Below are 18,730 nucleotides of genomic sequence, written 5' to 3'. Positions count from 1 at the left end.
CACGGAGTGTTCTCTTTGGTTCTTAAGGCTTAAGCATGGGGCCTCTTGAAGGCTTAAGCCGCTGCCTCCGAGCTCTGCTTGAGCTGGGCGCGCGCTCGAGAACGAACCGCCGTCACGGCCCAGACCAGCACAAAAGCCGCCACCATCGACAGCACAATCGTGCCACCGGTCGGCAGGTTAAACGCCCAGGACAGGTACAGGCCAACAATCGAACAGATACCGCCGAACACCGGCGAGAACACCATCATCGACCCCAGTCGGCGGCACGCCAGGCGCGCTGCCGACGCCGGAATCACCAGAAGCGCCAGCACCAGCACGTTACCGAGGGTCTGTAGGCCCAGCACCACAGAAATGGTCACCAGAACGTACAGCACAATATCCAGGGCAAGCACCGGCAGGCCCATCGCGCGGGCACTCTCGCGGTCCAGGCTGACCGTCACAATCTGCCGGTGGAACAGCCACAGCACCAGCAGAATCACGGCGCCCATGATTGCGGCGTTGGTGATGTCCTCATTCGAAACACCCACAATCGAGCCGAACAAGAAATCCTGCACCGACCCCGAATAGCCCGGCGCCAAGGAAATAATCACAATGCCCAGCGCAAAAGAGGCGGCGAAGAAAATGCCGATGACCGAATCCTCGCGCAGCCGCTGATTCTGGCTGAAAATAGCCACCAGAATAGCCGTTACCACGCCCGCGGTCAGGCCGCCCACCATCAGGTTGCCGCCCAGCACGAACGCCACCGCAAGGCCCGGGAACACCGAGTGCGCCACCGCATCGCCGATGAAGACCATGCCGCGCATCATCACGTGGCAACCCACCACACCCGTCACCACCGAGGCTAGCAGCACCGCAGCCAGGGCGCGCGGAAGGAAGGCCAGGGACGGGTTGAACAGATCGGCCAGAAAATCGATAGGAGTAATCAACGGGCACCCCCGGTAGAAGCAGTATGGGCGGGGGAGAGAGAATGATCAGAAGCGCAGGAATCCGGCAGCTCGTGGCCGTACTCATCCAACGCACCACCGGCACAGGTGAAGCCCGTGCGGGCGTGGCCCTGTGCCTCCTCAATATCGTGACCGTGCAACCACGTATGCAGCTGCTCCAGGCTAAAGGAGTCCGCCGGACCATCCAGGTGAATATTGCCGCGCACACCGCACAGACGCGAGCAGGACTCACGCGCCGCCAGCATGTCATGCGTAGACATCAGAATCGTGATGCCCTCGCCCGCCAACTCACGGTACAGGCGAGTCAGAGTGGTCTGGGTGGGGGCATCCACGCCCGTAAACGGCTCATCCAGCAGTAGCAGGGAGGGGTTCGCCGCCAGGGCGCGTGCAAGTAGCACTCGCTGACGCTGGCCACCCGAAAGCTCCGCAATGGAAGCGTCCTGCAGGTGCAGAACATCGGTGCGTTCCATCGCCGAAAAAACCTGAACCCAATCCTTCTTCGCCGGGCGGCGGAAGAACCCAATCTCACGCACGCGACCGGTCATCACCGTGTCCTTAACGGTCAGCGGAAAATCCCACTGGAACTGGTGCTTCTGCGGCACATAACCAATATGCGCACGCGCCACACGCGGCGACTCACCCAGCACCCGAACCTGACCGGACGCCGGGCGAATCAGACCCAAAATGGTGCGCAGCAGTGTGGTCTTACCGGCACCATTAGCACCAATCAGACCCGCAAACTCGCCGCGCTCCAGGGTCAGGGACAGATCCTTGAGGATGGAACGGCGCGCGTAGCCGGCGTACAGGTTTGAAATCTCTAGGACAGGCTCAGTACCTGCTGTTACCGATGCGCTCACGAACGGTCACCGCGCACTTCATCCAGAGCCTCACGCTGCGCGGAGGAGCGGCGACGCCGGGAGACGATGAATGCGCCCACGCCCACCACGACCACGATGCCAGCGACAATAGGACTCCAGGAAATCGTGAACTCAGCACGGAAACCGCTCTGATCGCTCGCTGCGGCGGCAGAAGAAGAACCGGACGCCTGAGTACCGGACGCCTGGGTACCGGCGGCCTGAGAAGTAGCAGAAGCCGAACCCGAGGAACCGCGCGCCTGCGCCTCCATCGCGTACAGGGCATCAGCGCTCGCGGAATCACCCACCGCAAACTTCAGGTAGCGGGTATCAGACACGGTCGAACCGTCAGACAGCTCAGCGCTCGCGGTAACCTTCAGCAGGTACTCGCCGGGAGCGGTGAACACCCAGTTCGCGTGGGTGTGAGTGTTCTTCTCCACCCACAGCTTCTGCGGCTCACTCTTGGTCGAGGACCACAGCACCTGCGGTGCCGAGAAGTTGCCGTTCTCCAGGTACAGGCTGAACGTGCCGGGGCCGCTCACCTGCTCCAGGGTCAGGTTCACGCCGCGGTTCAGCTTGGACACCAGCTGCGGATCCTGAGTGTTCCAACCCGGCCAAATCACGCCCTTAGTTTCGGTCTGCGGAATGACGTACACCTTAGAGCCGGCGGGCGCACCCACGAAGGAGTAGCGCGGGTCGTTCGGCACCTCAAGGATCGCCTGGTCGCTACCGCGGTAGATGACCTCGTCCAGGCTGCGCCAGACGGGGGTTTCGCCGTGGTCGTCGTGGAGCATGAGCTCAAACTTGCCGTTGTTGAAACGAGGACCCATATCCACGTGACCGGCGGAAATTTCGGTACGGCCGGATGCGACCGGCTGCTCCGCCGACAGGGTCTGGGTGAGGGCACGCTCGCCGCGGCTGAGGTTGCTGTCGCTCGGCTGAGCCGAGGCGCTCTCAGCGGTTGCCGGGGTGGTCTCCGCGTGTGCCACACCCAGGGGTGCGAGCATGAGGCTGGCGCCCAGAGCCAGGGCGGGCAGGGCGCGGCTACGCGAGGGGCGGGAGGGGGTGGTTGAGTTCATCATGAGGACTTCCTTGGATCATGACCGAAACGGTGTGTGAAAGATTATCTATATGCTGATACGGCTATATGAGCTTGTGGGTAGCTTAGAACCGGGTTATGAGGTGCTTGCCTCCGAGCAACTAGCACCCGAAGAATCGCCGCCAGAGCCATTGCCAGAGCACAGTGCAATCGTGTGAGCATTCGCCAACATCATCTGCGCGTAGTGAGGAGCCTGCGCATCCAGGGTGTCCGAATAGAGCACCCCAGTACGCACCTGAGCCTCCCGAGCCAGCTCCGTGAGCACCGGTGAACGCATCGCCGTGGACTTATCCAGATAAATCGCCGGAACCTTCAGATCCTCGACCGTGCGGCGCAGACGCTGACGCTGCTGAATACTCGGCTCGCCGCTGGCGCTGGCACTCACAAAACCGGCAATGTGCAGCCCGTAGGTGCTCGCCAGGTAGCGGTAGCCGTCGTGCGTGGTGACCAGGTTGCGTGCCGACTCCGGCAGACCCCCGTACACCTGACGCAGCTGAGCGTCCAGGGCATCAAGCTCCTTCATGACCTGCTCGGTGCGGGTCGCGTACTCGCTCGCACCCTCCGGGTCGGCGGAGATGAGTGCGTCACGAATGACCTGCACGCTCGCCTTCGCGTTCGGCACCGAATGCCAAATATGCGGGTCGATTTCGCCGTGCACGTGCTTGCCCAGAACCGCCTGAGCCAGCAGATACACCTGACCGCGATGCTCCGAAGCACCCGAACGCAGGAAACGGTAGCTACCGCCGGCGGGCACCTCCTGCAGGGTGCGGGAGGGGACCGCGACCACGGTGCGGTTCAGTTCGTACTCTACGGCGCCCTGGGAGGAATCCGCGCGAAGCACGAGCCTGCCGTCGCCGGTACGTGCCGTAATATCGGCGTGACCTGCAGAAAGAACCTTGATGTCCGAGACAGAAACGTTCTGTTCCTTCGCCAGACGGTCCACCAGCTGTTGCGGGTCACGACCGACCGCGCAGTACAGGGTGCCGCGCGAAGAACGCACCGACTCCGGCGCATTGACCGCGGTGGCGCTCAGCTCAATGGCGTACTCGCCGGCATCACTAAACGCCCACGACAGGTGCGTATGCGCCTGCAACGGAAGCTCCAGCGAACCCATATTGCCGGTGCGGATCGCGGTGTCCCCCTCACGGGTGAGGTTCACGCCGCGCGCATGCGAATCGCACAGCATCTCCACCGCGCCGAAGGTCTGCGTAATAAACGCCGCCAACTGCGCATTCGACGAATCGGTGGCGGTGCGCGCCCGCACGCTCTGCACCTCAAAGCGCATGCCGGCCTCCGAAGAATCGGCGGGGGCAGACTCGTTCTGCCCGCCCTCCTCAACGCGCAAACCCAGCCAGATGGAGTCCAGGGAGGCATCCTCAACAATGGCTTCCAGCTTGCCGCCGTACTGCTCGATTTTCTCCGCAACAGCCACGGACACGACCCCGGCGGGCAGGTTCGCCTCAACCATTTTGGAGAGCTTACGCTGCTCCAGCAGCAGGCCGTTCGTCAGGGCGCAACGGGCGTAGGCGACATCGCGGATATCGCGCAGGCTCGGCTCGTACGAGTGTGGGTCGGCACCGGCGGGCACGAGGGAGTGCACGCTGGCGCGGTCGCCGGCAATCTGCTGCGCCAAATCCGCCAGAATCGGGGTCGTGGCGACCACGCGCATCCGGTCGGAGGAGGCGTTCTCGGTGCTGGCGCATCCGCTCAGCGCGAAGGCACCAGCCCCCACCCCGGCACCTGCCGCAATGCGGGAGGCGAGGGTGAGGGCGGCGCGTCGACTATAGGCGTGTGACCCCTTGCCGGTATGCCCGCTATGCGGTGTCACCGCTGCGGTCCTTTCGGCGTGCCGAACGCAGAATCATGGCACCGAGTGCCAGCGCCAGAATGGAAGTGCTGACCATGAACGGGTCGATGACCACACCGGTGTTCGGCAGCTTACCTGCAGCGGCTGCCTTCTGCGCGTTCGCGAGTTCCTGACTGGTCAGGGCGCAATCCTCACCGGAGGCGGTCTTACCGACGATGCGCACCTTGGATCCGTCGGGCTTGGTAACGATGCCGGTGGCTTCGTCTACGGTGCCGTTGACGGGGTTCTTGGCGGTGCTCTTCTCGCCGCCGTTGTTGGCGCCGTTAGCGCTGTTAGCGTTGCCGCCGTCCTGCTTGGTGTCTGCCGCACCCTGCGCGTTGTTGCTTGCCGGGGCGTTATCGGGGTTGCCGACGGTGAAGTGCAGAACCGATTCGCTGCTGACCTGCTGACCGTTCTTCAGGCGTGCAGTCCAGCCGATGGTCACGGTGTAGCGTCCCTCAGCGGTGAACACCCAGTTGCTGTGCTGGTGGGTGTTTGCGGGCACCTGGAAGGAGCCGCCGCTACGTGAATCGAAGACCTGCTGACCGGCGGAACCGAAGTTGCCGGAGAGGAAAGTAGACATGGTGCCGGGTCCCTCAAAACCGTTGAGGCTCATGGTGACGGGGCCGTCGAGCTGCTTGAGCAGTTCGGGGTCCTGGGTGCTCCAGCCGAGCCAGGGCACGCCCTGCTGCTGGGTTGCGCCGATCATGTGCACGGGGGTGCCCGCCGGGGCGATGTTCTCCATGCCTGCGGGCAGGTTGATCTTCGCGGCGTCATTGAGCACGAACTCGAGTGCGCCGGGGGAGACGTGGCGGGCGGGGCTGGTGCGGTCGTCCTTCACACTGCTGGTGAGGTTGCCGCCGTTGAGCACGGGACCTACGTCAAAGTGACCGTGGGTGACTTCTTCACGGCCGCTGTGCTCGGCGGTGTTGACTACAGCGAGGGTGGGGATGCTGGTCGGTGCCTGGGCTGCCTGGTTGCTCTGCTTGTTGTCCTTCTGAGCGTCCTTAGAGCCCTTGGCGTCTTCGGCGGGAACCTCGGTGGCGATGCACTGCTGGTTCATGCTGCCGGGCAGGCCGGAGGACAGCACACCGTTACCGGTAATGCCGCCGCCGTTACCGGGCGCGGTGACGTTCTGGGCGTTGGAGCCCTTCACGCTGCGAGAGCTGCCATTATCGCCGCCACTCTTGCTTTCGCCCTTGTCGGAGCCGTTATTGGTGTTGTCGGTGCCGCTGATAGCGGTTACACCGGATCCACCCTGGGATGCCTGCTCACCATTCGCCGCCGCTTTTGCACCGTTCGGGTCGGTCACCTGCGCGGCGTTCTGACCGTTCACAGATCCATCCACGCGGCGAATACCGGTGGATGCGCTCGCCTCAGCAGAAGCACTCGCCTCAGCACTTGCGGAGGTAGATGCGCTGGGGCTGCTGGTGGCGCTCTCGGTGGCGGTGGAAGTCGCCTCGGGGGTAGTGGTCGCCTCGCTCGTGGCGTCCTTGGTTGCTTCCTTTGCGGCGTTCTGCGCGTTCAGGAGCTTGAAGCCTTCCTCAGCGTTAGTGCCCACGGCGATGGTGTAGGTTGCCTCGGAGCTGACCTGGGTGCCGTCGGCAAGGGTTGCGGTGGCGCGGAACGTCAGCTGGTAGATGCCTTCGCGGGTGAATGCCCAGCTGAGGTGCTCGTGGCCGCCAGAGGTGATGGTGTGCGGTGCGAGCTTGTCGTTGGTGCTGAAGACGCGCGGGTTGTCGCGGCCGGATTCGGTGAAGACTTCGGCGCGGCCGCCTTCGGGTACGCTGCTGCGCACGAGTTCAAGGTTGATGGTGTTGTCCTTGAGCGCGCCGGGGCGGATTCCTTCCGCACCGAGGCCGGGGTAGAGCAGGCCGCGGGTGCGGGTGGAGGGAATGTAGAAGATGTCGGTGCCTTCGGGGGCAATGTAGTCGTAGCCTGCTACGACCTTGGTGTGTGCATCCTCGACGTCGGGCAGGTGGAAGACGGTGCGGGCGGGGTTGAATCGTCCCTGCTGGCCGGGGCCGGTGTCTGCAAGGGTGCCGAGGGTGAACTGGCTGCCGTCGAGGAAGGCGTTGAGTATTTCGGTGTGTACGCCCGCGATGACGTAGTCGCCTTCGTAGTTGACGTAACCGCGCGACTCGGTGCCTGCCTGGGCGCCGGTCTGGTTTTCCTGCGCCTGTGCGGCGGTGAAGGTGCCGACCTGGGGGAGGGCGAGGGGCGCCCCGAGTGCGAGGGTGCATCCGAGGGTGGTTGCGCTGAGTAGGCTCAGGGGTTTGGTGCGTCCTTGCATGGTGGCTCCTTGGATGACTGCTCGTTGGCTGGCGCGTTGCCCGATGCTTTCGGGGCTTGCCCGGTGCTGGGTCCGGCGGCCTGTTGCCGGTTTCTCCCCTGCGTCCGGGGTGCGCTCTGCCGTGTTTTTCTCTTTGTGGATGTACGTGGTGTGCGTTTTTGGGCGCGCCTCGGCGCACACGTGTTTCTGAGAATCACTATACTCACTTAGGTTCTAAATGACAATTATTTGCAAAAGAGCTACCCTAGGAAATAGAAAAATGAGAAAGGTTGTCATGAGCTCTCAGAAGCAGACCCAACGACGGGTCACCACACACACCCCCGCACTCTTCATCCCCGGCGGCAAGCCCGCCCTCCGCCGCGCAGCCGCATTCCTCTCCGCCGCAGCGCTGCTCGCGCTCGCCGGCGCTGCCCCCTCCCTGCCCGCCGCAGCAGGCCCCGACGACGGCAAAATCGTCACCACCAAGGGCCACGTTGACGCCCCCAAGGCATACTGGGACGAGCAGAACGGCACCTTCGTCCTCATGAACGAGGCGAACCCCTACAAGACCGGCGCAGACACCTACGAACTGGACAAGACCGTCAACTGGGTCGGCAAGGGCTACAGCACCAGGGACGGCAAGTCGCAGTACACCATGACCCTGGGCGACTCGCCCTCCCTGGCGTTCCTCGGCGAACCCGGCCAGACCCTCTACATGGCACCGCACCTGACCTACGGTAACCAGGACCCCATCTGGGCTGGCCTGGGCGCATCCACGAAGGTGCCCACCGAGCGTTTCCGTGACGGCGTGTTCGCTACCGACATTCTCTCCGTTGAGGGCCCCGGCCGTATGGAGCTCTTCCGCTACAACCCGGACGACGCCCCCGCCGACGTGTACCGCATGCTCTCCAGCAGCTCCACCGGCTGGCACTCCTGGCTGCTCGACAAGGGTAGCCACACCCACAACACCACGACCTTCACCCGCCCCGGCCGCTACGTGGTCACCTACCGCACCGTGGCGCGCTCCACCGACGGCCGCATCATCAGCTCCAAGCCGTCGAAGCTGGTCTGGCAGGTTGGCGGCATGCAGCCCGTGCTCGGTGACGGCACCCCCACCGCCGTGCCCACGGTCGACCGCTACAATGCGGCGCCCGTTGGTGACCTGGACGCCGCAAAGTACGTGCTGTCCGTGGCACCGCACCGCCTGGACGCTGACCCGGCTAAGAACAAGGACGCCGACGACAAGCTCAGCGACATCATCTTCACCGCCGCGAACAAGAACCTCAAGGGCACCCTGACCCTGTACAACAACGGCTACTTCCTGACCGACCTGCCGGTCGTGAATGGTACCGCCACCTGGTCTGAAATGCTCGGTAGCGAGGGCTCCCAGCTGCAGGCGGTCTTCACCCCCGACACCTCCGACGCGAACAGCGCGGAGGCGTCCCGCTGGATCTCGCACAAGCTCACCTACGAGCCCGGTAAGGCTGAGAGCGTGTACAGCGACGACGGTAACGGCTCCTGGCCCGAAGAAATCCCGGATCAGGCGAACACCGTACTCAGCACCCAGCAGTACACGCCGACCAGCATGGACTACGACGTGACCGTCACCCCGAACGGCAACGGTTTCAGCACCGTTGAGGTCCGCTTCAAGGACCCGAAGGTGCGCGGCTTCATGCGTGGCGGCTTCTACGCCCAGGATGACCCGGTCTACCCGTACCTCGACCTGGAAGGCTCCGTTGAGGATGGCGTGGCGCGTTTTACCTTCCGTGACGAGTCGTTCTACAAGGGCACGGCTCTGCGCGTGAAGATGCTGACCCACCCGGATATGAACGCTTCCGCCTCCACCACTGAGGTTGCGGCGAACTACGAGCCGGGCACCAAGTACACCGCGCACGGTGCGTTGGCTCCCGATAGCGCACCCATTAGCGATGCGCCGAAGCCTGCTCCGGTGAATCCGTCGCCGAGCGCTGAGCCTACCGTCGCGCCCTCTGCCGAGCCTTCTGCTGAGCCGAGCGAGGCTCCCTCCGAGGCACCCAGCGAGGCTCCGACCGCTGAGCCCAGCACCGTTCCGTCGGTGTCCCCCAGCGAGGTTCCGACCGTGCCTGCGGTGCCGACCGCCTCCGCAGAACCGAGCGTACCTGCTCCGGCGCCCTCCACTCCGGCACCGTCTAGCCCCGCGCCCGCGAACCCGACCCCGAGCGCCCCTGCTCCGACTAGCCCGGCACCGTCTGCGCAGCCGTCCACCCCCGGAACCCCGGGTCACCAGTGCGTGCCCGGTCAGATTGACGGCCGCACCAAGATTTCGCACGGCCACCTGGACATTCAGGCGACCCTGAAGGACCGCCAGCTGTCCGTGGGTCTGCGTGACGACAGCGGCATCATTGACGCTGATTCGACCGTGCGCCCGCTCGATTCGGTCGTGTGGACTGTCAGCGAGAACGCCCGCCGTGTTCGCACCGAACGTATGGCTGACGAGAAGCTGAACTTCATGGGCCCGGTCGGCACCGCCTTCTACGGCCTGCCGCAGACCCAGCAGAGCGGCCTGCCCTGGCCCGGCTACAACACGCAGGACATTGACTACTCGCAGCTGCGCGGCCCCGTGCGCCTGCACGTGGTGCCGAAGGTCATGCCTGAGGGTGCACGCTTCGGCATGTTCACTGAGTCGCTGAATGGTGCGGATGTGCTGCTGGACTCGACGACCGGCAAGACCACGATCGACATTGATTACGCGACGCACGCACACGCGAACTGGGTGTTCTCTGAGCCCGGCCAGTACATGTTTGACGTGCACTATTCTGCGACCCTGGCTGATGGTACTGAGGTGAATAGCCCGGTGCAGCAGCTTGCGGTTGCTGTGGGTAAGAAGGCGTCGGATGCGTGCTCGTTTGAGACTGCCGTGCCGAAGGACCCGAACGCTGCGTCGGATGACTTTAGCGGTGTGCGCCGTGTTGATTCGGCAACCCCGGGTGGTGCTGGCGGTAATGCTGGTTCCGGTCAGGCTGGCCAGTCCGGTGCCGCGCAGTCTGGTCAGTCCGGTCAGGCTGGTGCTTCTGCTGCTACCGGTGGTGTGAATGCACAGGGCTCTGATTCTGCTGATGGTTCTGCTGGCGGCGTGTACCCGGGTGGTGTTTCCGGCGGTGGTACCGGTAGCGGCTCCCTGGGCCAGTCCGGTGTGTCTGCTTCTTCTGGCAGCTCCCAGCAGGGCGGCCTGGCGCGTACTGGTTTCGGTGCGGTGTCTGTGGCTGTGGGTGGCGCACTGGTGCTTGGTGCCGGCACTGCGATGGTGTTGCGTTCTCGCCGCCGCGCCTCCTAACGCTCGCCGCGTGAGGACACGCTGATACGGTGAAGCCCCCGCGGCTGAGAGGATGACTCTCGGCTGCGGGGGCTTTATTTTTAATTTATGAGGTTGTTATTCTTTGATTTCTTCAAAGCGGGTTATATCAAAATCCCGTTCTTTTTTAGGTGATGAGTTTGCGACATGGAATAGATATTTTTTGCCAGGCTTGACGGTCTCAACATACTCGGGAATCTTGCGACCTTCCGGAGGAGTAATCATTTTGAGAGTGCCGCATTCTTCTGTCTCGAAAATTCCTGTTGGCCTAATATCGTTCATGCCGCTTACTGTTCCTCCGCGCGGTACCGAATATGCCTTAGTCACGGTACAGGTTGCGGTAATGCCATCACTGTCATCACGTAAATGTTGAGGAACAACAAAAACATGTATACAGCAAGCATTATCAAAAGGGTCAACCCTATTATTTGGCGGCGAGCATAATTAATTTCCATCGGCTCCCCTATTTATAACTTAGTGGAAAAAGGTAATCTCATTAAATGTCCCACTTCTTTAAATCAATCTTATTAAAAATTCCCTGTGCTTCCTTTTTCTTATCTTGGCGTCGATTAATCTCGTACCTAATAATAATGTAGGGGATAGAAGCAAAGGACAGCACCAAAATAATTCCCCAGAAGATACTAAAGATGGTATCTAGCATGTTTTACTCCGCCTCCTGAACAGCGGCATTGGAAGAGGAATCCTCGTCTTCCTCCTCGGGAATGGTGATACCCACGGTGATGTACTTCTTCACCGACCACCCATTCATCGCTACCGAGGCAGCAAAGAACAGCGCAGGCAGCAACTCCAGACGAACCAGCGAATAGCCCACATACCCGAGCGCAATACACCCAGCCAAACCAGCCACGCCAATACACACGGCACGCAGGGTACGGTACCCCTCAGATCCCTCCTCAAAGCGGGTGCCCTGCAGGTAGAAGAGGCCCTCACGCACAACACGCAGGAACCCAGGGGCCAGGAAAAGCGCAACCGCCAGAGCCACCGGATCATAGCCTGCAGTCATGAAACTAGTCAGAGGAACCACGAGGCACAGAACCGTGAAAATAGCCGCCGACACAACGCCCACACGGGTTGAGCGCCTATTCATCTGCTCCATGCGCAGCAGGTCAGGAATCTCATCATTAGGCTCGATGCGGTAGATGAGGAAGGCGACGATGATTAGCCCGCCAACCATGTACCAGGAAGCAAAGTTCGTCTCAGGGGTCCACGGAGCCGGGTCCCCCTGGAGTACACCGAAAGCCGTCAGAACCGTCAGAACAATCAAGCCCACCGCGTTGATGGAGTAAACGAAAATAAAGAAGCGGTGGAAGAGGCCTCCGGTCGCTTTATAGCCAATATTTTCAGCGTTAATCATATCTATGTAAGCAAGATTCAGAGGGCTTAAAACGAAGAACAGCGCACCCCAAGGCCATACCCCAATAACGGCCATCACTAGAGATGCAAGAGCTATGAAGCTAAAGCAGAACCACAGGAAGATTAGCCATAGGATTCTGAAGGTTTCAGAGATAGCGTTCATGCTATTTCCCTTTCAACTATTTGGACTCTGCCGCGGCGCGGTCGAGGATGCGCTGCAGGTGCTCCGGGATCTGTCGGTACTCCCCAGCCTCCGGGGAACCAATCTCGTACGTGCGGGCGTAACAGAGGACCTTAATCAGGGCGTCCATGTCCTCGTAATCACCGAACTCTACGAAGAGCTCAGGGATGTACTTGGGCGGCCAGATTCCGTAGCGCTCGCGGAAGAGAATCATGTGGTAAATGTAGGTGGCGTCAAAGAAGACGGGGCTGAAACCCAGACGGTAGCGCCCCATCTGGCTACTGCTGATGAGTAGGTGCCCGCCCTTGCCGTTGACCTGCATGTGTATTTTGGTGATGCTGCTGTAGTCGAACTCGCGGGTTTTGAATCGCCAGTTCCGCCATTTCACGGAAGTCTCATTCTGCTGGATATAGAAAGAGTGGACATGGATGGACATAAGCCAAAAACAGGACCCTACGATACTTCCAAAGATGAGGAAAAATATAAAATCTTCAAGCGTCTTTGAAATCCAGAGGGGAACCAAAAAACACACAAAAAGCGTGAAAAAATCCAGACAAACAACAGCCAGCAGCGGCTTTTTCTGCCGCTGCCCCAGAGGAATATAGCCTTTGGGGCGGTCGAGTCCGATAGAGCCATTAGTGACGGTTTCGGCAAGAAATTTTCTGAGCATGAAATGTCCTAGTGTGGTGGTTGGTTACATGTAGACGTCGGCAAGGCCAGTAACCTTCCCCAAATTCTCAAAGTAGCGCATCGTCTTCCCAGCACAATCCAAACGGTCCACCTGAGCCACATCATCTGGGTTGTCCATCTCAGGCCAACGCTCGTTCTCAATCCTGAAACGCACAATCGCCAGAAGCCGGTAATTTTTATGAGGCAACGGGCTAAACAGCGCAATCTGGGTGCCTGACTTAGCGTAGAACCCCACCATGTCCTCGTCTTCATATTTTGCTGCTTTGTAGAACACGACACGGTTGATCGCGGTGAAAGGGTAGCGGGTCGGGTTGGAGAACCAGATGCGCTGCTCGATGCCGTCGGCGGAGGTCTTCACGTAGGCAACATGCACGTACCGCAACAGCGGAAGGAGTGCAAGTGACAAGCATAGGTAGAGTATTTCATTGCCTGTGCCGAATTCTTCTTCAATATAAATATGAAAGAAAGCCATTAGTGCGGACGGGACGGGAACAAATATCAGGCATAAAGCTTCGAGCCGAGTAACTCGTCGAATATAAATACCCTCACGTTGCCGTTGTTTATCTTTCCAACGCTGCACCTCGTAATTGATGAGGACGTAAAAAGTCGCCACTGTCGTGAACGCAGCGAAGATACCCCAGAAGATAATCAGGAAAGTGCGCATGGTGGGTTCTCGTTTCGTGTGGTTGGTGAATAGGAAGAGCACGCACCCCACCCAAACTAGGCGGCGGTGCCTCCAGAAGATATGGCTGAGGGGCGCTCGCAGGCACGGTCATCGCCGCACGCACGAACGCCCCACCCATCGCATCATCGGTTACTAGACCAGACGAACCGGTTTACTTATCCATCTCGTAGACCCAGCCGCCAGCGTTGCAGTAACGCTTGCCGTCCTTCTCGATGATGTAGTAGCCAGGTTCGTTGTTTTCACACTTCTGGATAACCTCACGAGCCTCTCGGTTAGACTTCTCAAGGTTCGCCGCACGAATCTGGAAGAAAGCAAACGTAGCAATGTACGCCACCAAAACCAGCACGAGAGCGGCAATCGCCATGCCCTTACCCTTGCCGGTGCCATTCTTGACCATGACCAGAGCAATCACCGCGAAAACAATGGTCGGGATGGTCAGGAACGAACCAATAACAAAGATGCCGGTCAGAGCGGAAATAATGCCCAGAACCAACGCGGTTACTGCCACCCACTTCTTTTTCGGTGCCTCGACGGGTGCGCCGTATGCAGGCTGTACGGCGGGTGCCTGCTGGGTGAACTGCGGCTGCTGCGGTGCAGCCGGCTGCGGGGTGTTTTCAGACATGAAAGTCCTCATTTCGTATGTGGTTGGTGAATATCCGGAAGCGCACCACCTGCAGGTGGCGTACCTTTCCCAAGGATACTCTATGTGCTTGAAAGCTCTGACAAGTTGAATTGTCGAGTACTTTGATGGTCTATGGGTTAGGTGGCTAAAAAGTTAACTCGACGCAAGGCCCGGGTGAAGACTGGGCGACCATTCACCGGCGGGTGGTGGCGGCGCGTCCTCTTCCGGTGCGTGGTGGTGCGGTGCAGTTGTCGCCGCAGATTCCGGCTGAGGTGGCTGAGGTGCTTCACGGGATGTTGGCGGAGAACCCGGCTCAGCGTCCTGGGGCGGCTGAGGCTGCCGCTAAGTTGCGTCTTTTGGCTGAGGGTTTCGCTACTGATGTGGTGCTTCCTCGATGGGTTGAGGTGTCTTCGGGTGCTGTGGGCTATACGCCTACGGTGGTTCATGGCGCTGAGCCTGCTGTTTCTGCGGTGCCTGGGCAAAATGTCACGGAGCTGTATGGTGCGGGCATGCCGTCGCTGGGTCAGGCGCAGAATGAGACGGTTATCCGGGCTCCTTTTGTGGTGGAGCAACCGGCATATGTGCCTGATGAGGTCGTTGAGGAAGAGGAGCCTGCCCGTTCGCCCTTGCGCCGCCCGCTGGTGTGGGGCGCTATCCTGGGTTCTCTGATCCTTGTGGGTGTGCTCGTCTTTGTGGGTTTGAACGGCGGTAAGGGTTCACCTAAGACGGCCGAGTCATGGTCTGCGTCGAGCCGTAGTTCGGCGTCTTTGCCGAGTGGTTTGGGTACCCGTATTGAGGGTACGTATAACCCGCGGGATAAGAGTGCCCGCCTGACGTTTGAGTTTTCCTCGCAGAAGTCGGCTCTTCGGGGCGATATTTTGCAGGTGCTTCCCGGTGTTGAGGGTGGTTCGTGTGCTTCGGTGACGTGGGATGCCGGTCAGGCGTCTTCTGGCGTGGCGAAGAATCAGTCGAGTGTGACTGCGGTGGATGTTCCGTGTTCGTGGAATCTGTCTGGGGTGAGTATCCCGGCTAATGGCGTGGTGCAGGTTCGGGCGAATGTGTCTGCTGAGTTTAAGGATTCGCGTGCTTTTGAGGAATGGCTGAACCGTATTGATTCTGAGACGTCGAAGGCTATTTCTGATCGGGAGGTTCGTTCGACGGCGTACCCGATTCAGCGTTTGCGTTCGATTGAGTTGCGGGTTCCTTCTCGTGTGGTGAATCAGAGTGTTTTGCCGGTGACTGTGGTTCCGGTGTGGCCGAGTGGTGCGGATGAGTTGAATCCGTTGATGGTTTTGCCGCGTACGGGTGAGTTTTCGACGCTGGTTCAGGCGATTTCTCCGGATGCTCAGTTGATTAGTTTTTCGGATGGTTGTTCGGGGCATGTGTTGGTGTCTGAGGATCAGCGGGTGGTGACGGCGCTGTCGGTGACGTCTAAGTGCCGCCTGAACGCGCAGATTGGTAATTTCACGAACTTGTCCAGTAGCGATTTCGCGATTATCACCCGCTAACGGTAGCACTCTAGGCCAGCAGCCGCTGGTACGAAGAAAGCCCTTGGGCTGAGAGATCATCTCTCAGCCCAAGGGCTTTTATTATATAGGACTATTTATTGGTTTTGTATTCCTTATTCCTTGATTTCTTCAAAGCGGGTCGTAGTAAAATCCCGATCCTTTTTGTCGGATGAATTTAATACGTGGAACAGGTATTTTTTGCCAGGCTTGACGGTCTCAACATACTCGGGAATCTTGCGACCTTCCGGCGGTACATACATTGTGAGAGTGCCGCATTCTTCCGTCTCAAAAAGACCTTTTGGCGTGTTGTCAGTCATGCCACTTACAATTCCTCCACGCGGCACCCAATAGGCCTTGGTCACGGTACAGGTGGCAGTAATGCCATCACTGTCATCGCGTGATTGTTGAGGGAGAATGACAAGCATATATACAGCAATCATTAGCAGAATGAGCATCATTATTTTTTGACGAAGGCCATAATTAGCACCCATTGAATACCCTTACCATAATTCTTTAACAAAAGAGAAAATTATTAAATATCCCATTTATTTAAATCAATCTTATCGAAGAACTCTCCGGATTTTTCAAAAGCGTTTGAAATGCCAGATTTTGCATGAGATCCCGTCTTTTTTGCCGTGTTAATTATATCGAATCGAGCGCTTTTTGCTTCTTCTGGACTCATCTTTAAACTTCCCTTCAATGCGCCCTTATATAGGTCATTGACGAATCCTTTTTTAAGCTTTTCTTGAAGTTCTTCTCCTGATGTTAACTTACCCTGCACGCTTGCATCATAGTAATACTGATATGTATTTTTAACCATTCCAGCGCCAGCATCAATAAGAGTATCACGCATGATATTTACAGGTTCACGCAGGATATTAGTAGACCCGCGAACAATATTATCAAGGATACTATCAGACTTATTCAAGGAATTCAGATTCAGAGAAACCTGGTATGGCGATGGTGCTGTTTCAACTGGCAGCGCCAAATTCTTAAAGGGACTGCGTTTCGAATCATAGTATCCGGGGACTCCAAATCCAGCTTTTACTAATCCACCAGTCATGGCACCTAAAGTAGACGCAAAAGTGCCAGAGGTGAACATCCCTAAAGCGGTCATTGGATTTTTATCCTTCACATTATCATCCAGATAATATGAAACTGTGTTGTTTATACCACCAGAGACACCATCTTTCACCATATCTTCTAGAATTTTATCTTCGGTCAGCTCCTGTCCAAACTTGCGAGCATAAGGGGTAAGTGTAGACCTAATCGGAGCAGTAACCTCCGCAATTGGGGCGGTTACCTTTCCGGCCATTGCAGAGATGGCCTGTTTTGCCTTTGATACCTTCTCAACTGCTTGAGTGACCTTCGTCACCCCATCGGCTAGTCTCTTTAAATTGCCCAAACCGCCGGTTACCAAACCTGTTATGGCGCCAGCAACAGCTCCCTTCCAAGCTTCATTAACAGCCTTCGACCAGTCAACCTTTCCGCCGGAAGCTTTCTGCTCGATTACTGACATGCCAGCACCCATCAATGCACCTGATGCCGCACCGAATGCGGCACCACCCAGAGGTCCCAAGCCAGTACCAATAGCACCAACTACAACACCGGCAATAACCATCGCACCGCCAGCCACGTACTCCCAGTTGTTCCTAACCCAACCAGCGATACCAGAAGGTCTCGCTTGCTTCTCAAACTCCTCAATTGATACCGGCGACAAACCCCACGGATCCACCAAAGAAACCGGGTTACCACCCACCAGCGAGAACGGGTCAGCACCCCAACCAGCACCCACCGGCGCAGCCAAAGGATCAGGCGCAGTAAAGCGAGCCACACGCGAATCCACCACGCGGGCACCCAACACCTCAAAACCGGTAGAGCCCAGTACCACACCCGAAGCGGTAGAAACACCAACCAGCGAATCCGGCAACACCGGCGTAGCACCAGCAGAAGCACCCTGAGCAGAAGGCACAGCAGGCGCAGCAACACCCAAAGAAGCCCAACCATACGGATCCAACAGACCGGCACCAGAACCAGCACCAGGCACCAACGAACCCACAGAAGGCAACGACGAGCCGCCCACACCCAGCACACGCGGAACAAACGAATTCTCATCCCACACCAGCGGGTGCATCACCGAAGCAGCAAAACCAGCCACAGAACCAACACCAGCACCGGCACCAGTACCGGTTGAGGGTACACCAAACTCGGGTACACCAGCAGACGCACCACCGGCAGCAAGCACACGACCATCAGTAGAAGCACACAACAGGGAGAAGGACACAGCCGAATCCTCAGCAGAACCCCACGACGCCACCGAGCTCACAAACCCAGCCGCACCATAGGTCAACGACGAACCAGAACCATCCGAAGAAACCTGCAGAAGACGCGAATCATTACCGTCATACGAGAACACACTCGTCGAAACCGGCACCAGGGTAACGCCCTCAACCTCCACGGAATCCGGGCACTGCGGAAGCCACGCCTGAGCATCCTCAACAGCAGAGGCAAACTCAGCCGACTGGGAGTCGGCCTTCGCCTCATCCTGCACACCGTAGAGGCATACTGCGCGAACGCGGGCACCCTCATCAGTGACCAGCACCTTCACCCAAGCATTCTGCGGCTGGGCGCTATCAAAGTACTCAACACACACCAGCGCGCCAGCAGCATCATAGGTCCAACGCAGAGTCTCAGTACCGCGAACGGCAGAAGAGAGCATCTGCGCGTCAGTGTAGGTGTACATGACCAGACCAGCAGGCGAATCCACACCGCTAATACGACCCAAATCATCACGAATAATCTCAGTGTGCAGAGCCTCAGAAGAGTCTGCCTCAGCGGGCTGCTCGGTCACAGAGGTCATGTGCGCACCACGGTAACCAAACTCACGAACCCAAGTACCCGCCAAATCAGACACCTGCGCACGCACCAGCGCATCTACCGCGTTGTACTCGAAAGAAGACTCCACGCGAGACTCAGAGGTAACGGCGGTTCCATCCAGACGGTACGCGGTAATGTCAGTCTGCTTGACCATGCGGCCAGCAGCATCATACACATAAGCGCTCGAACCCAGAGGGTGCACAAACTCAGTACGCAGACCATCAGCATCGTAATCGTAGGACAGCTCATAGCCGCCAGTCTCGTCCATGTACGCGGTGCGGAAAGACTCCGGAATCTGAGCACCAAACTCACGGCGCTGACGAACCAGACGACCCAAACGGTCATAAGACTCAACCGTCACTACGGGAGCACCAAACGCATCAACGCCCCAGAGAATAATGAGGAAGGTGCGCATGGTGGTGGGTTCTCGTTTCGTGTGGTTGGTGA

The 18,730-nt window shown here is 58.8% G+C and carries 14 protein-coding genes; 2 read left to right on the top strand and 12 right to left on the bottom strand.

All coding sequences use genetic code 11. The features are described 5' to 3' along the window. Positions 1-53 precede the first annotated feature (53 nt). The 5 genes from HMPREF2971_RS00230 to HMPREF2971_RS00210 all read right to left on the bottom strand — a co-directional run bounded on the left by HMPREF2971_RS00230 (position 54) and on the right by HMPREF2971_RS00210 (position 7,036). Positions 54-926, bottom strand: a complete 873-nt coding sequence (locus HMPREF2971_RS00230) for an anchored repeat-type ABC transporter permease subunit (protein ID WP_070690495.1) — start codon at positions 924-926, stop codon at positions 54-56. Continuing rightward, positions 923-1,801: a metal ABC transporter ATP-binding protein gene (locus HMPREF2971_RS00225; RefSeq protein ID WP_070505477.1), complete on the bottom strand. Its 879-nt coding sequence runs from the start codon at positions 1,799-1,801 to the stop codon at positions 923-925. Before HMPREF2971_RS00225 ends, HMPREF2971_RS00230 begins: the two co-directional genes overlap by 4 nt. Further along, positions 1,798-2,880, bottom strand: a complete 1,083-nt coding sequence (locus tag HMPREF2971_RS00220) for a TIGR03773 family transporter-associated surface protein (protein ID WP_070690492.1) — start codon at positions 2,878-2,880, stop codon at positions 1,798-1,800. The genes HMPREF2971_RS00225 and HMPREF2971_RS00220 overlap by 4 nt, the downstream gene beginning before the upstream one ends. 93 nt (positions 2,881-2,973) lie before the next feature. Continuing rightward, positions 2,974-4,725, bottom strand: a complete 1,752-nt coding sequence (locus tag HMPREF2971_RS00215) for an anchored repeat ABC transporter, substrate-binding protein (RefSeq protein WP_070690489.1) — start codon at positions 4,723-4,725, stop codon at positions 2,974-2,976. Next, the gene (locus HMPREF2971_RS00210; RefSeq protein ID WP_070690486.1) at positions 4,712-7,036 is read right to left on the bottom strand and encodes a TIGR03773 family transporter-associated surface protein; all 2,325 of its coding nucleotides are present in this window, start codon (positions 7,034-7,036) and stop codon (positions 4,712-4,714) included. Before HMPREF2971_RS00210 ends, HMPREF2971_RS00215 begins: the two co-directional genes overlap by 14 nt. 274 nt (positions 7,037-7,310) lie before the next feature. On the opposite strand from HMPREF2971_RS00210, the gene HMPREF2971_RS00205 reads away from it, so the two are divergent. Further along, positions 7,311-10,328, top strand: a complete 3,018-nt coding sequence (locus HMPREF2971_RS00205) for a choice-of-anchor M domain-containing protein (RefSeq protein WP_070690483.1) — start codon at positions 7,311-7,313, stop codon at positions 10,326-10,328. A 96-nt stretch (positions 10,329-10,424) separates the two neighbouring features. Here the strand turns inward: HMPREF2971_RS00205 and HMPREF2971_RS00200 are convergent, their stop codons facing one another. The 5 genes from HMPREF2971_RS00200 to HMPREF2971_RS00180 form a co-directional block, all read right to left on the bottom strand. Further along, positions 10,425-10,628, bottom strand: a complete 204-nt coding sequence (locus HMPREF2971_RS00200) for a hypothetical protein (RefSeq protein ID WP_070690481.1) — start codon at positions 10,626-10,628, stop codon at positions 10,425-10,427. Positions 10,629-11,010: 382 nt separating this feature from the next. Next, positions 11,011-11,721: a hypothetical protein gene (locus HMPREF2971_RS00195; RefSeq protein WP_070505461.1), complete on the bottom strand. Its 711-nt coding sequence runs from the start codon at positions 11,719-11,721 to the stop codon at positions 11,011-11,013. 178 nt (positions 11,722-11,899) lie between these two features. Next, positions 11,900-12,289, bottom strand: coding sequence for a hypothetical protein (locus tag HMPREF2971_RS09160; RefSeq protein WP_141755840.1), 390 nt, complete (start codon positions 12,287-12,289; stop codon positions 11,900-11,902). Positions 12,290-12,595: 306 nt separating this feature from the next. After that, complete coding sequence (locus HMPREF2971_RS00185; protein ID WP_070690473.1) at positions 12,596-13,255, bottom strand: hypothetical protein; 660 nt, start codon at positions 13,253-13,255, stop codon at positions 12,596-12,598. Positions 13,256-13,427: 172 nt separating this feature from the next. After that, a complete protein-coding gene (locus HMPREF2971_RS00180; RefSeq protein WP_070690471.1) occupies positions 13,428-13,898 on the bottom strand; it encodes a DUF4190 domain-containing protein in 471 nt (156 codons plus the stop codon). A 242-nt stretch (positions 13,899-14,140) separates the two neighbouring features. Between HMPREF2971_RS00180 and HMPREF2971_RS00175 the strand changes: the two genes are divergently transcribed. Next, positions 14,141-15,406, top strand: coding sequence for a serine/threonine-protein kinase (locus HMPREF2971_RS00175; RefSeq protein ID WP_246825003.1), 1,266 nt, complete (start codon positions 14,141-14,143; stop codon positions 15,404-15,406). A gap of 113 nt (positions 15,407-15,519) precedes the next feature. Here the strand turns inward: HMPREF2971_RS00175 and HMPREF2971_RS00170 are convergent, their stop codons facing one another. Together HMPREF2971_RS00170 and HMPREF2971_RS00165 are read right to left on the bottom strand one after the other, a co-directional pair. After that, positions 15,520-15,897, bottom strand: coding sequence for a hypothetical protein (locus HMPREF2971_RS00170; RefSeq protein ID WP_052265085.1), 378 nt, complete (start codon positions 15,895-15,897; stop codon positions 15,520-15,522). Between the two features lie 41 nt (positions 15,898-15,938). Continuing rightward, on the bottom strand, positions 15,939-18,644 hold the full coding sequence (locus tag HMPREF2971_RS00165; protein WP_246825002.1) for a hypothetical protein: 2,706 nt from the start codon (positions 18,642-18,644) through the stop codon (positions 15,939-15,941). Between the last annotated feature and the right edge of the window lie 86 nt (positions 18,645-18,730).

The sequence above is a fragment of the Rothia sp. HMSC066G07 genome (genome assembly GCF_001814485.1).
Lineage (GTDB): Bacteria > Actinomycetota > Actinomycetes > Actinomycetales > Micrococcaceae > Rothia.
Note: the sequence above shows the minus strand (reverse complement) of the source record. Positions and strands in the feature narration are given on the sequence as shown.